This window comes from Tabrizicola sp., assembly GCF_016793705.1.
In the GTDB taxonomy this organism is placed as follows: Bacteria; Pseudomonadota; Alphaproteobacteria; order Rhodobacterales; family Rhodobacteraceae; genus Tabrizicola.
In genome coordinates, this window is record NZ_JAEULO010000021.1 from 1 (window position 1) to 13,626 (window position 13,626).

At 65.9% G+C, this 13,626-nt stretch carries 12 protein-coding genes; 11 read left to right on the forward strand and 1 reads right to left on the reverse strand.

Annotated elements, in window-relative coordinates:
* From dnaK to JNJ68_RS03415, 11 genes are all read left to right on the forward strand, one after another.
* On the forward strand, window positions 1–1,864 hold a 1,864-nt coding region (gene dnaK, locus JNJ68_RS03365; RefSeq protein ID WP_294978958.1), incomplete at its 5' end, for a molecular chaperone DnaK.
* 72 nt (window positions 1,865–1,936) lie between these two features.
* On the forward strand, window positions 1,937–3,091 hold the full coding sequence (gene dnaJ, locus JNJ68_RS03370) for a molecular chaperone DnaJ (RefSeq protein WP_294978961.1): 1,155 nt from the start codon (window positions 1,937–1,939) through the stop codon (window positions 3,089–3,091).
* A gap of 96 nt (window positions 3,092–3,187) precedes the next feature.
* Window positions 3,188–3,952, forward strand: coding sequence for a DNA repair protein RadC (gene radC / locus JNJ68_RS03375; RefSeq protein WP_294979513.1), 765 nt, complete (start codon window positions 3,188–3,190; stop codon window positions 3,950–3,952).
* Window positions 3,953–3,978: 26 nt separating this feature from the next.
* Window positions 3,979–4,662 carry an HAD family hydrolase gene (locus tag JNJ68_RS03380; protein ID WP_294978963.1) on the forward strand — a complete coding sequence of 228 codons (684 nt, stop codon included), beginning with the start codon at window positions 3,979–3,981 and terminating at the stop codon, window positions 4,660–4,662.
* Complete coding sequence (locus tag JNJ68_RS03385; RefSeq protein WP_294978966.1) at window positions 4,659–5,606, forward strand: sugar-binding domain-containing protein; 948 nt, start codon at window positions 4,659–4,661, stop codon at window positions 5,604–5,606. Before JNJ68_RS03380 ends, JNJ68_RS03385 begins: the two co-directional genes overlap by 4 nt.
* A gap of 105 nt (window positions 5,607–5,711) precedes the next feature.
* Window positions 5,712–7,022 (forward strand): sugar ABC transporter substrate-binding protein, encoded by a 1,311-nt coding sequence (locus JNJ68_RS03390; RefSeq protein ID WP_294978969.1) that lies wholly within the window; start codon window positions 5,712–5,714, stop codon window positions 7,020–7,022.
* A gap of 177 nt (window positions 7,023–7,199) precedes the next feature.
* A complete protein-coding gene (locus JNJ68_RS03395) occupies window positions 7,200–8,072 on the forward strand; it encodes a sugar ABC transporter permease (protein WP_294978972.1) in 873 nt (290 codons plus the stop codon).
* A 10-nt stretch (window positions 8,073–8,082) separates the two neighbouring features.
* Complete coding sequence (locus JNJ68_RS03400; RefSeq protein WP_294978973.1) at window positions 8,083–8,913, forward strand: carbohydrate ABC transporter permease; 831 nt, start codon at window positions 8,083–8,085, stop codon at window positions 8,911–8,913.
* A 7-nt stretch (window positions 8,914–8,920) separates the two neighbouring features.
* Window positions 8,921–9,910 carry an ABC transporter ATP-binding protein gene (locus JNJ68_RS03405; RefSeq protein WP_294978975.1) on the forward strand — a complete coding sequence of 330 codons (990 nt, stop codon included), beginning with the start codon at window positions 8,921–8,923 and terminating at the stop codon, window positions 9,908–9,910.
* Entirely contained in the window at window positions 9,907–10,674 is a 768-nt protein-coding gene (locus JNJ68_RS03410) for an L-iditol 2-dehydrogenase (RefSeq protein ID WP_294978977.1), read from the forward strand. The genes JNJ68_RS03405 and JNJ68_RS03410 overlap by 4 nt, the downstream gene beginning before the upstream one ends.
* Before the next feature lies 1 nt (window position 10,675).
* Complete coding sequence (locus JNJ68_RS03415; protein WP_294978979.1) at window positions 10,676–12,109, forward strand: mannitol dehydrogenase family protein; 1,434 nt, start codon at window positions 10,676–10,678, stop codon at window positions 12,107–12,109.
* On the opposite strand, the gene JNJ68_RS03420 is transcribed toward JNJ68_RS03415, so the two are convergent.
* On the reverse strand, window positions 12,106–13,617 hold the full coding sequence (locus JNJ68_RS03420) for a phosphate ABC transporter substrate-binding/OmpA family protein (protein ID WP_294978982.1): 1,512 nt from the start codon (window positions 13,615–13,617) through the stop codon (window positions 12,106–12,108). The two genes, JNJ68_RS03415 and JNJ68_RS03420, sit on opposite strands and share 4 nt — an antisense overlap.
* Window positions 13,618–13,626: the final 9 nt, after the last annotated feature.

Consider the following 13,626-nt stretch of genomic DNA (forward strand, 5'->3'; position numbering starts at 1 on the left):
CGTTGCCATCATGGATGGTTCGCAACCCCGGGTGATCGAGAATTCGGAAGGCGCGCGCACGACGCCCTCCATCGTCGGCTTCACGGAAAGCGAACGCCTGGTCGGCCAGCCCGCCAAGCGGCAGGCCGTGACCAACCCCACCAACACCGTCTTCGCGGTGAAACGCCTGATCGGCCGCCGCCTGGGCGATGCCGAAGTGGAAAAGGACAAGAAGCTTGTCCCATACCACATCGTCGACGGCGGTAACGGCGACGCCTGGGTCGAAGTCCGCGGCGAGAAGTATTCGCCCTCGCAAGTCTCGGCCTTCATCCTGCAGAAGATGAAGGAAACGGCGGAAAGCTATCTGGGCGAGACTGTCACCCAGGCAGTGATCACCGTTCCCGCCTATTTCAACGACGCCCAACGCCAGGCCACCAAGGATGCGGGCAAGATCGCGGGCCTGGAAGTCCTGCGCATCATCAACGAACCGACCGCCGCTGCGCTGGCCTATGGCCTGGACAAGAAGGAATCGAAGACCATCGCGGTCTATGACCTTGGCGGCGGGACCTTCGACATCACCATCCTGGAAATCGACGACGGACTGTTCGAGGTGAAGTCCACCAACGGCGACACCTTTCTGGGTGGCGAAGACTTCGACATGCGCATCGTCAGCTACCTGGCCGACGAGTTCAAGAAAGAGCATGGCGTCGACCTGACTCTGGACAAGATGGCGCTGCAACGGCTGAAGGAGGCCTCGGAAAAGGCCAAGATCGAGCTGTCGTCCAGCCAGCAGACCGAGATCAACCAACCGTTCATCAGCATGGACAAGAACACCGGGCAGCCCCTGCACCTGGTGGTCAAGCTGACCCGGTCCAAGCTGGAAAGCCTGGTCGAGGACCTGATCAAGAAGTCGATCAAGCCCTGCCAGGCCGCGCTGAAGGACGCTGGAGTCTCGAAGGACGACATCGACGAGGTCGTGCTGGTCGGCGGGATGACCCGGATGCCGCGTGTCGTGGAAGAAGTGACCAAGTTCTTCGGGAAAGAACCGCACAAGGGCGTGAACCCCGATGAGGTCGTGGCGCTGGGCGCCGCCATCCAGGCCGGCGTTCTGCAGGGCGACGTCAAGGACGTGGTGCTGCTGGATGTGACGCCGCTCTCCTTGGGGATCGAAACGCTGGGTGGTGTCTTCACCCGGCTGATCGACCGCAACACGACGATCCCGACCAAGAAGAGCCAGGTCTTCTCCACCGCCGAAGACAACCAGAACGCGGTGACGATCCGCGTGTTCCAGGGCGAGCGTGAGATGGCCGCCGACAACAAGATGCTGGGCCAGTTCAACCTGGAACAGATCCCGCCCGCCCCGCGTGGCGTGCCGCAGATCGAGGTGACGTTCGACATCGACGCCAACGGCATCGTGTCGGTGAAAGCCAAGGACAAGGGCACCAACAAGGAGCAGGCGATCACCATCCAGGCTTCGGGTGGACTCTCGGATTCGGACATCGAGCAGATGATCAAGGACGCCGAGGCGAATGCCGAAGCCGACAAGGAACGTCGCGAGCTGGTCGAGACCAAGAACCAGGGCGAAAGCCTCTTGCACTCGACCAGGAAGTCGCTGTCCGAACATGGCGACAAGGTCGACCCCTCGACTGTCGAGGCGATCGAGCTTGCCATGGGTCCGCTGGAAGACGCGCTGAAGGGCGAAGATCCCGGCAAGATCAAGAGCGGCATCCAGAACCTGACCGAGGCCGCGATGAAGCTGGGCGAGGCGATCTACAAGGCCAGCCAGGCCGAGGGTGGCGCTGCCGAGGACGAGCCGCGGCCGGTGGATGACGATGACATCGTCGACGCCGACTTCGAGGACCTGGGCAACAACACGCGGAAGTAATCCGCGGGAATCGGAGAAAGGGGCGGTCTGGCAACGGACCGCCCCTCGCCGGTTCCACAAGGGGGTTTTGCCGTGGCAAAGCGCGACTATTACGAGGTTCTGGGGGCAAAGAAGGGCGCTTCGGCCGACGAGCTGAAGAAGGCCTATCGGGCGAAGGCGAAAGAGCTGCACCCCGACCGCAACGCCGACAACCCGCAGGCCGAGGCCCAGTTCAAGGAAGTGAACGAGGCCTACGAGGTCCTGAAGGACGATCAGAAGAAGGCGGCCTACGACCGCTTCGGTCATGCGGCGTTCGAGGGCGGCATGGGCGGCGGCCCGCGTCCGGGCGGCTATGGCCAGCAGGGCGATTTCGCCTCGGCCTTCTCGGACGTGTTCGAGGACCTGTTCGGCGATTTCATGGGCCGGGGCGGCGGGGGTGGCGGTGGAGGCCGGTCGCGTGCCCAGCGCGGCTCGGACCTGCGCTACAACATGCGGGTGTCGCTGGAGGAGGCCTATACCGGCAGCCAGAAGACCATCACCGTGCCCACCTCTGTCACCTGCGACACCTGTCACGGCTCGGGGGCCGAGGGCGGTGCCGAGCCCGTCACCTGCCCGACCTGCAACGGCATGGGCAAGGTCCGGGCGCAGCAGGGTTTCTTCACCATCGAGCGCACCTGCCACCAGTGCAACGGCATGGGCCAGATCATCAAGAACCCCTGCCGGACCTGCGGCGGCCAGGGCCGGGTGCAGAAGGAGAAGCAACTGTCGGTCAACATCCCGCAGGGGGTGGAGACGGGCACGCGCATCCGGCTGGCGGGCGAGGGCGAGGCGGGCCTGCGCGGCGGGCCGAACGGCGATCTCTACATCTTCATCGAGGTGAAGGAACACGCGCTTTTCCAGCGCGACGGGGTGCATCTCTTCTGCCGGGTGCCGGTTTCGATGCCCACCGCCGCGATTGGCGGCGAGATCGAGGTGCCGACCATCGACGGCGGCAAGGCGCGGGTCAAGGTCCCGGCCGGAGCGCAGTCGGGCAAGCAGATGCGGCTGCGGTCAAAGGGGATGCCGGCGCTGCGGTCGTCGAACACCGGCGACATGGTGATCGAGCTGGCGGTGGAGACACCCGTCAACCTGACCAGCCGCCAGCGGGAGTTGCTGCGCGAGTTCGAGAAGCTGAGCGAGGAGAACAACCCGGAAGGGTCGTCGTTCTTTTCCAAGGTGAAAAGCTTCTGGGAGGGGATGAAGGGGTAACCCCCCGTGACATTCCCGCGAAAGCGGGGATGACAGGCGGGTCGGTGCTCCACGCCGCTTAACCTTTTCTCAACCATGTCGCGGCAGGCTGCGGGCATGGTCACGTCGTTCAACGAACCTCTTCTCCCCCTTGTTGCCCCCTCGGTCGATGAGGATGAGGCGCAGCCGTCCGTGCTCACCGGGCGGCTGCCGTCCTATATCGCCGACCACCGCCAGCGGCTGCGCGATCGCTTCACGCAAGGCGGGGGCGCGGCGCTGCCGGACTACGAACTGCTGGAGCTGGTCCTGTTCCGCGCCATCCCCCGGCAGGATGTGAAGCCCTTGGCCCGGCTGCTTCTGGACACGTTCGGCGATTTCAACCGGGTCGTCACCGCCTCCCCCGCCCGGCTGCAGATGGTCAAGGGTGCAGGCCCCGCCGTGGTGCTGGAGCTGAAGCTGGTCGAGGCGGCAGCGCAAAGGATGATGCGGGCGCGGGTGATGCAGAAGCCGGTGCTGTCCTCGTGGGACGCGCTCCTGGACCATTGCCACACCACGATGGCGCATCGCGAGACGGAACAGTTCCGCGTCCTCTTCCTCGACCGCAAGAACGTGCTGATCGCGGATGAGGAACAGGCGAGCGGCACCGTCGACCATGTCCCCGTCTACCCGCGCGAGATCGTCAAGCGGGCGCTGGAGCTGAACGCTTCCGCGCTGATCCTTGTCCACAACCATCCCTCGGGCGATCCCACACCCTCGGACGCCGACCTGTCGATGACGCGGCAGGTACTGGACGCCTGCGAGGCGCTGGGGCTGAAACTGCACGACCACCTGATCATCGGCAAGTCGCGCGAGTTGAGCTTTCGCTCACAGGGCTACCTCTAGCTCACCTTCTGCGCTACGCATGGGGCATGAGCGAGTTCGACCTTGTCATCTTCGACTGCGATGGCGTGCTGATCGACAGCGAGATCATCAGCGCGCGGATGCTGGTGGCCGAACTGGCGCGGCTGGGGCTGGCCATCGACCTGACCTATGTGGAACGCAACTTCCTCGGCCGCAGCTATCCGGTGGTGATGGACACGATCCGGCGCGAATTCGGGCTGAACCTGCCCGGCGATTTCGAGGCGCGCTATCGCGAGGCGCTGCTGGCCGCCTTCCAGACGGAGCTGAAGGTGGTCCCGCATGTGCAGGAGGTTCTGGCGGCGATGGGGGTGCCGTTCTGCGTCGCCACCTCCTCCAGCCCCCGGCGGGTGGAAATGTCGCTGACGCTGGTCGGCCTGACGGCGCTGGTCGGCGACAGGGTATTCACCTCGACGATGGTCGCCCGGGGCAAACCTGCGCCGGACCTCTTCCTCCATGCCGCGGCGAAAATGCGCACCGATCCCGCGCGGGTGCTGGTGATCGAGGACAGCCTGACCGGCATCCGCGCCGGTCTGGCGGCGGGCATGACGGTCTGGCGCTTCGTCGGGGGCAGCCATCTGGGGGCCGATGCCCCGGAGGAGCCCGAGGATGCGCGGCCCCACCGCAGGCTTGTCAGCTTCGCCGATCTTTTCCAGATTGCGCCCGGTCTGAAATCCGCCAGGCAACCGGCATGAGCAACGAACCCTCCCTCCAGGACGAAGCGGCCCGCGCGGGCTGGCTCTATTATGTCGCCGGGATGACGCAGGACCAGATCGCGGGTGAACTGGGGGTCAGCCGCCAGCGGGCGCAAAGGCTGGTCAGCCGGGCAATGGCCGAGGGGCTGATCCATGTCCGCCTCAACCACCGGATCGGCGCCTGCCTGGACCTGGAGGCGGCCCTGCGCGACCGTTTCGGCCTGGGCCGGGTGCGGGTGTCGCCGGGCCTTGGCGCCGGGGCAGATCCGGTGCGCGCCATCGCGCCGGCGGCGGCGGCGGAGCTGGAGCGGTTCCTGCGGATGCCGGAACCGCTGGTCGTGGCGCTGGGGACGGGTCGGGCGCTGCGCGGCATGGTGGACGCGATGGTCGAGATCGACGCGCCGCAGCATCGCCTCGTCAGCCTGATCGGCAACATCGCCCCCGACGGCTCGGCCAGCTTCTTCGACGTGGTGATGCGGATCGCCGACAAGGTGCGTGCGCCGCACTATCCGATGCCGGTCCCGGTGATCAGCCCGACGCCCGAGGAGAACGCGGCCTTCCATGCGCTTGCCCCGGTGCAGAAGGTGGTGGCCCTGGCCGAGGCTGCGGATGTGGTCTTCGTCGGCGTCGGCCAGATGTCGCTGGATGCGCCGCTTCTGGCGGACGGCTTCGTGACCCGCGCCGAACTGGACGAGATGCAGGCGGCGGGCGCAGCGGGCGAAGTGGCGGGTTGGGTCTTCGATTCGGAGGGCCGCTATCTGGACCTTGGCACCAACCGCAGGACCGGCGGAGTGCGGGTCGCGCCCGGCCTGGACCGGCCTTCGGTCGGAATTGCTGCGGGCGCATCCAAGGTTCCGGCGATCCACGGGGCAATCAAATCGCGAATTATCAACGGGTTGGTGACGGACGAGCCAACCGCACAGGCCCTGCTTCAGCGCAACTGAACCGTGCAGTTGCGGCGGAAGAGAGGGCTTGACGACTCTGGTCAATATGTGAGCATTTACCCAACAGGCGATGATTTGCTCATACGCTGATCCAGGGAGGATTACATGACCAAGACGCTTCGCGCCCTGATGGGTGCAACGGCTTTGATCACGCTTTCGGGCGCGGCCATGGCCGAAACGACCATTACCGTCGCCACCGTCAACAATGGCGACATGGTCCGCATGCAGGGCCTGATGGACGATTTCAACGCCAAGCATCCCGACATCAAGGTGGAATGGGTCACGCTGGAAGAGAACGTCCTGCGCCAGAACGTGACGACCGACATCGCCACCGGTGGCGGCCAGTATGACGTGATCACCATCGGCACCTATGAGGTTCCGATCTGGGGCAAGCAGGGCTGGCTCGAAAGCCTGAACGACCTGCCCGCCGAATATGACGTGGACGACCTGCTTCCGGCGATCCGCGGCGGCCTGACCGTCGACGGCAACCTGATGGCGGCGCCCTTCTACGGCGAAAGCTCGATGGTGATGTACCGCAAGGACCTGATGGAAGCCGCGGGCCTGACCATGCCCGACGCGCCGACCTGGGCCGACATCGAGAAGGCCGCGGCCGCGATGACCGACAAGTCCAAGGAACAATATGGCGTCTGCCTGCGCGGCAAGGCCGGCTGGGGCGAGAACATGGCTTTCCTCACCGCCATGTCGAACTCGTTCGGCGCGCGCTGGTTCGATGAAAACTGGGTGCCGCAGTTCGACCAGCCCGAGTGGAAGGCGACGCTCGACTTCTACCTGAACCTGATGAACAACTACGGTCCTCCGGGCGCGTCTAACAACGGCTTCAACGAAAACCTGACGCTGTTCCAACAGGGCAAGTGCGGCATGTGGATCGACGCCACCGTCGCGGCGTCCTTCGTGACCGGCAAGGATTCGACCGTCGCCGACAAGGTCGGCTTTGCGCTCGCCCCCGACAACGGGCTTGGCAAGCGCGGCAACTGGCTCTGGGCATGGTCGCTGGCGATCCCGGCCTCGTCGGACGCCAAGGCCGAGGCCAAGGTGTTCATCGACTGGGCAACCAACAAGGACTACCTGGCGCTCGTCGCGTCGAAGGAAGGCTGGGCCAACGTTCCTCCGGGCACGCGGACCTCGCTCTACTCGAACGAGGAATATGCCAAGGTGCCCTTCGCCAAGATGACGATCGACAGCATCAACTCGGCTGACCCGAATGCCCCGACCGTGAAGCCGGTTCCCTATGTCGGCGTGCAGTTCGTGGCCATCCCGGAGTTCGCGGGTGTCGCCACCTCGGTCGGCGAAATCTTCTCGGCGGCGCTGGCCGGCCAGAAGACGGCCGACGAGGCGCTGGCGGAAGCCCAGACACTCGTTTCGGACGAGATGAAGGCCGCGGGCTACATCCAGTAACATCGACCCCGGGGGGAGGCTCCCAAGACCCCCGGGATCACCTTGGCTTGCGGACCCGGTTGCGGCCCGCAAGCCACCCTTCCAAAGCCGACAACACGTTTCGTCGCTTGCGTGGTGCCGCTGGTTCCGCACCATTGCCCCATCGGTCGCTGACCCCGAAGTCTCGGAGACCTGCCCATGTCCACGCAATCCAGCCGCTTTGCCGCCCGCATGATGGTGGCGCCCTCGGTCGCGCTTCTCCTGATCTGGATGATCGTGCCGCTGGCGATGACGCTGTACTATTCCTTCCGGCTCTATCGGCTGATATCGCCCGACCGGACCGGCTGGGTCGGGTTCAACAACTATCTCTGGTTCGTCAACTCGCCCGATTTCTGGCTGGCGCTGTTCAACACGCTGGCGCTGGTCGGAGGCGTCCTTATCATCACCGTGGTGCTGGGGATGCTGATCGCGCTTCTGATCGACCAGCCGGTGAAGGGCCAGGGCGTGCTGCGCATCCTGGTGATCGCGCCGTTCTTCGTGATGCCGCCGGTGGCCGCGTCGATCTGGGAAAACCTGTTCATGCATCCGCAGAACGGACTTTTCGCCGCAGTCGCCCGCAGTTTCGGCGCGCAGCCGATCCTGTTCCTGGAGAACTACCCGATGCTCTCGGTCATTGGCATCGTCAGCTGGGAATGGCTGCCCTTCGCGACGCTGATCCTCCTCACCGCGCTGCAATCGCTGTCCTCGGAACAGCTTGAGGCCGCCGAGATGGACGGGGCGTCGGCGCTTTCCCGCTTTCGCTACATCATCCTGCCCCATGCCACGCGGGCGATCACCGTGGTGATCCTGATCCAGACGATCTTCCTTCTGGGCATCTTCGGCGAGATCTTCACCACCACCCAGGGCGGCCCCGGATCGGCCAGTACCACCCTGCCCTACATGATCTTCAAGCAGGCCATCGCCGCCAAGGACATCGGTCGCGCCGCCGCCGGAGGCATCATCGCGGTGATCCTCGCCAATATCGTGGCCTATTTCCTGATGCGCAGCATCGGCAAGCATCTCGACGCGTAAGGAGGCATCCATGGCACGCGCCGTCACCCCCCGCCGCAAGCTGATCACCACCCTGGCCGCCTGGGCCGTGGCGCTGATCATCTTCTTCCCCGTCCTCTGGATGATCCTGACCAGCTTCAAGACCGAAGCCTCCGCCGTCGCCAACCCGCCCCAGTTCTTCTCGGCCGACTGGACGCTGGAAAACTATGCCGAGGTCTGGGCCCGGTCGGACTATCCGCGGTTCTTCTGGAACTCGGTCGTCATCTCGGTCGGCTCCACGCTTCTGGGCCTCTTGGTCGCGGTGCCTTCGGCCTGGGCCATGGCCTTCGTGCCGGGCCGGAAGACCAAGGACCTCCTGATGTGGATGCTGTCGACCAAGATGATGCCCGCCGTCGCGGTCATGATCCCGCTGTACCTTTTGTTCCAGCGGCTTGGCCTGATCGACACCAAGTTCGGCCTTGTCGTCGCGCTGATGCTGATGAACCTGCCGATCATCATCTGGATGCTCTACACCTATTTCAAGGAAATCCCCGGCGAAATCCTTGAGGCGTCGCGGATGGACGGGGCGAGCCTCTGGGGCGAGATCGTCCATGTCCTGACACCGATGGCGCTGCCCGGCATCGCCTCGACCATGCTTCTCAACATCATCCTTGCCTGGAACGAGGCCTTCTGGACCATCGTCCTGACCACCACCAAGGCGGCCCCCCTGTCGGCCTTCATCGCCAGCTTCTCGGCGCCGCAGGGCTTGTTCTATGCGAAACTCTCGGCGGCATCGGCGATGGCCATCATGCCGATCCTTATCCTTGGCTGGTTCAGCCAGAAGCAACTCGTGCGCGGCCTGACCTTCGGCGCGGTGAAGTGAGGAAATCATGGGCAAGATCGAACTGACCAAGGTCCGCAAGAGCTTCGGTGACGTGCATGTCATCCCGGGGATCGACCTGCAGATCAACGACGGCGAATTCGTCGTCTTCGTCGGCCCGTCGGGCTGCGGCAAGTCCACCCTGCTGCGGCTGATCGCGGGGCTGGAGGATACCTCCTCCGGCACGATCGAGATCGACGGCAAGGACGCGACGAACCTGCCACCCGCCAAGCGCGGCCTGGCGATGGTGTTCCAGAGCTACGCCTTGTACCCGCATATGACGGTGCGGAAGAACATCGCCTTCCCGCTGAAGATGGCGGGGATGGAGCAGGCGGAACAGGACAAGCGGGTGGAGCGTGCCGCCAAGGTTCTGAACCTCGCGAACTATCTCGACCGCCGCCCGGGTCAGCTTTCGGGCGGGCAGCGCCAGCGGGTTGCCATCGGGCGGGCCATCGTGCGCGAACCGGCGGCCTTCCTGTTCGACGAACCCTTGTCCAACCTTGACGCCGCGCTGCGGGTCGGGATGCGGCAGGAAATCAGCGAGCTGCACCAGTCGCTGAAGACCACGATGATCTATGTGACGCACGATCAGGTCGAAGCCATGACGATGGCCGACAAGATCGTCGTGCTGAACGCCGGGAACATCGAGCAGGTCGGCGCGCCGCTGGAACTGTACAACAACCCGCGCAACCTGTTCGTCGCGGGCTTCATCGGCAGCCCGAAGATGAACTTCATCGAAGGCGCCGAAGCGGCCAAGCACAATGCCCATACCATCGGCGTCCGACCCGAGCATATCACAGTGGGTCAAGGCCCGTGGGAGGGCGTGGTCGGCCTGTCGGAACACCTTGGCTCCGACAGCTTCCTGAAGGTCGCGGTCGATGGCATCGGCACGCTGACCGTGCGCGCGCCGGGCGAGGTCAACGCCCACCACGGAGATCGCATCAAGCTGGCCCCCGGCGGAAAGATCCACCGCTTCGACGCCAACGGCCTTGCGATATGAGACTGGCCGGCAAGACCGCCCTGATCACCGGCGCGGCGCGCGGCATTGGCCTGGCCTTTGCCCGCGCCTATCTGGCCGAAGGCGCAGAGGTGGCGATTGCCGACATCAACCTGGCGGCGGCTGAGAAGGCGGCAGAGGCGCTGGGTCCCAAGGCCCATGCCATTGCGCTGGACGTGACCCGGCAGGAGTCCATCGACGCGGGCTTCGCGGAGGCCGTGGCGAAGATGGGCAAGCTGGATATCCTGGTCAACAACGCGGCGCTGTTCAGCGCGGCCCCCATCGCCGAGATCAGCCGCGCCGACTATGACAAGCTCTTCGCGGTCAACGTGGCGGGGACGCTGTTCTGCATGCAGGCCGCGGCGCGGCACATGATCCCGCGCGGCGAGGGGGCGATCATCAACATGGCCAGCCAAGCCGGGCGGCGGGGGGAAGGCCTCGTCGCGGTCTACTGCGCGACCAAGGCTGCGGTGATCAGCCTGACGCAATCGGCGGGGCTGAACCTCATCCAGCACGGCATCAACGTGAACGCCATCGCGCCCGGCGTGGTGGATGGCGAGCATTGGGACGGGGTGGATGCCTTCTTCGCGAGATACGAGGGCAAGCCCCTGGGACAGAAGAAGAACGAGGTCGGCGAGGCCGTGCCCTTCGGGCGCATGGGCACCGCCGAGGATCTGACCGGCATGGCGATCTTCCTTGCCACGCCGGAAGCGAAATACATCGTCGCCCAGTGCTTCGGCGTGGACGGCGGCAACTGGATGGCCTGACATGCAAGCGCAACTCCCGCAACTCCCCGCCTATGACCGCAGCAAGCTCCGCCCCGGCATCGTCCACATCGGGCTGGGCAATTTCCACCGCGCACATATGGCCGTCTATCTCGACGACCTTTTCGCCATGGGCCTGGGCCATGACTGGGCGATCCTGGGCGCCGGGGTGCGCGAGGGCGACGCGCGGATGCGCGAGGCGCTGAAGGGGCAGGACTGCCTGTCCACGGTGATCGAGCTGGACCCGAAGGGCAAATCCGCGCGGCGGGTGGGCTCGATGATCGACTTCCTGCCGGTGGAGCCGGACAACGCGGCCCTGATCGCCGCGATGGCACGGCCGGAGATTCGCATCGTATCGCTTACGGTGACGGAGGGCGGTTATTTCATCAATCCGGCGACCGGGCAGTTCGACCCCGCGCATCCCGAGATCGTCGCCGATGCCAGGAACCCGCACCGCACCGCCTTCGGCGCGATCATCGCCGCCCTGAAGGCCCGGCGCGCGGCGGGGGTGCCGCCCTTCACGGTGATGTCCTGCGACAACCTTCCCGGCAACGGCCATGTCACCAAGGCCGCCGTGACGGGCCTTGCCGCGATCAACGACCCTGCCCTCGCCGACTGGATCGCGGCAAACGTCGCCTTCCCGAACGGCATGGTCGACCGCATCACCCCCGCCACCGGCCCGCGCGAGCGCGAGATGGCGGCAAGCTTCGGCCTGGGCGACGACCCGGTCCCCGTCACCTGCGAGCCCTTCCGGCAATGGGTGCTGGAGGACAACTTCCCGCAAGGCCGCCCGGCCTTCGAGAAGGTGGGTGTCACGCTCACCCCGCATGTCCACAATTTCGAGATGATGAAGATCCGCATCCTGAACGGCGGCCATGCAACCATCGCCTATCCCGGCGGGCTGATGGACATCGAATATGTCCACGAGGCAATGGCAAACCCGCTGATCAAGGGGCTGCTGGACAAGGTGGAGATCGACGAGATCGTCCCCTACATCCCCCCCGTCCCCGACACCAACCTTGGCGACTACTACCGCCTGATCGTCGAGCGCTTCTCGAACCCCGAGGTCGCGGACACCGAACGCCGCCTCTGCCTCGACGGGTCGAACCGCCAGCCGAAGTTCATCGTCCCCTCGATCCGCGATGCCCTTGCGTCGGGCGGCTCGGTCGAGGGGCTGGCGCTGGTCTCCGCCATGTGGTGCCGCTACTGCTATGGCGAGACCGACAGCGGCACGCCTATCCCGCCGAACGACCCGGACTGGGACGCGCTGGTCGCCCGGTCAAGGGACGCCAAGGCGCGTCCGGCGGCCTGGCTGGAGATGGTGTCGGTCTATGGCGACCTCGGCCAGGACGCCCGCTTCGCCGGGGCCTTCGAGCGGCATCTGAACCGGCTTTGGGCAATCGGCACGAAGCAGACCCTGACCGAATACCTCGCCTAAGGCGCGGGAACCTCGACGGGCGCGAAGTCCGGCACCACCCATAGTTCCACCCGCCGGTTCAGCTGGCGGCCGATGGCGGTTTCGTCGCAGGCCATCGGCAGTGCCTCGCCGAAGCCCTCCACCACCGGCAGGTCGGTCGTTGCGAGATCCGGCGCCACCGCCGCCAGTTCCTGCGCCACCTTCGCCGCCCGGTCCACCGACAGCGCCAGATTCGCCTCGGCCGCGCCTGACCCGTCGGAGAACCCGGCCAGCATCAGTTTCTGATTGCGGAACTGCCCCGCCGCGATCAGCTGCGCCAGATCGGCGAGGTTGTCCTGCGACTGCGCGTCCAGCGTGGAGGAACCGTCCTCGAACCGGAAGGTCAGCGACACCCGATCCGCCCCGTCCATGATCCCCGCCAGGCGCTTCAGGTCGTCCAGCGTCACGTCCTCGCCCGCGCCCTGGATCGCGTTCAGCAGCCGCAGCCCGTCGGCGGTCATTGGCTGGCGGCTGATCGAGCGGTCGACGAATCCCGCCGCAGCCACCGCGTCCTGCGCCGCCGGAGTACGCAGGAACGACAGGAACTCGCGCGTCAACAGCGGCAACCGGCGCTTGGCGGCCAAGAGGAGGACCGGCAGCGCCAGCGGGTAATCCTCGGCCTTGATCGCAAGCGAGGTGGGCAAGAGCGGGAAGCCGCAGCTGTCGGTCAAGGGCATCCGCCGCGCCGGGGCAATCGCCGATCGGCCCGAGATCGCGATGGCCCAGGGGTCCTTCGCCACCGCCGCCGCCAGCGACGCGAGGTCGGGGTGCAGCACCGCCACCCCTTCCTTCGCCCCCAGCCGCTCGGCCAGCGCCTGCTGGATGTCGCTCTCCGCCGCCAGCGCGTGCAGCACCACCGGCATGTCAGGGCCCCCGACCTGCGCCCAGTTCGTCACCTCACCCGAAAGTACCGCTGCCAGCTCGACGGTGGAAATCTCTGGCGTCGGGTTGTCGGGCGCGACGATCGCCACCAGCGCATCCATTGCGACCGCATGGCTGCCGAGACCCGCCTCAGCGCGGTAGGACAGCTTCAGGTCCGCCGCCCCGCCTTCGAGCGCCGCCGTCGCCTGGTCGGGCGGCAGGGCGGCAAAGGAAATCTCGGCCAGGTCCTTGCGGCTTTCCGGGTCGAGGATGCGTGCTGCATAGGCCCCGCCCGGCAGCTCCTCATAGACGAGGCCACGCGACCGGGCGAAGGCCTGGAACAGGACAGGCAACAGCGCCGCCGCATCCGGTGCGCCGACGACCCGCATCACCGCCTTGGGCGCCGTCAGCTCCGGACAGGCCGGGCCTTCGCAGATCACCCCCTGCCCGTCGACGGTCAGCAACCCGTAAGAGGTTGAAATCCTGTAGAATTCCCCGTCATAGCCTTGAAGCGTGCCATTCAGCACGATGCCGCCCTCGCGGGCGACCAGAGTGACGTCCTGGGCAGCGGCAGACCCCCAAACGCACAGGGCAGCGCCCAGCGCCGCCAGTCCTGCCTTCACACCCATACCCTGCCA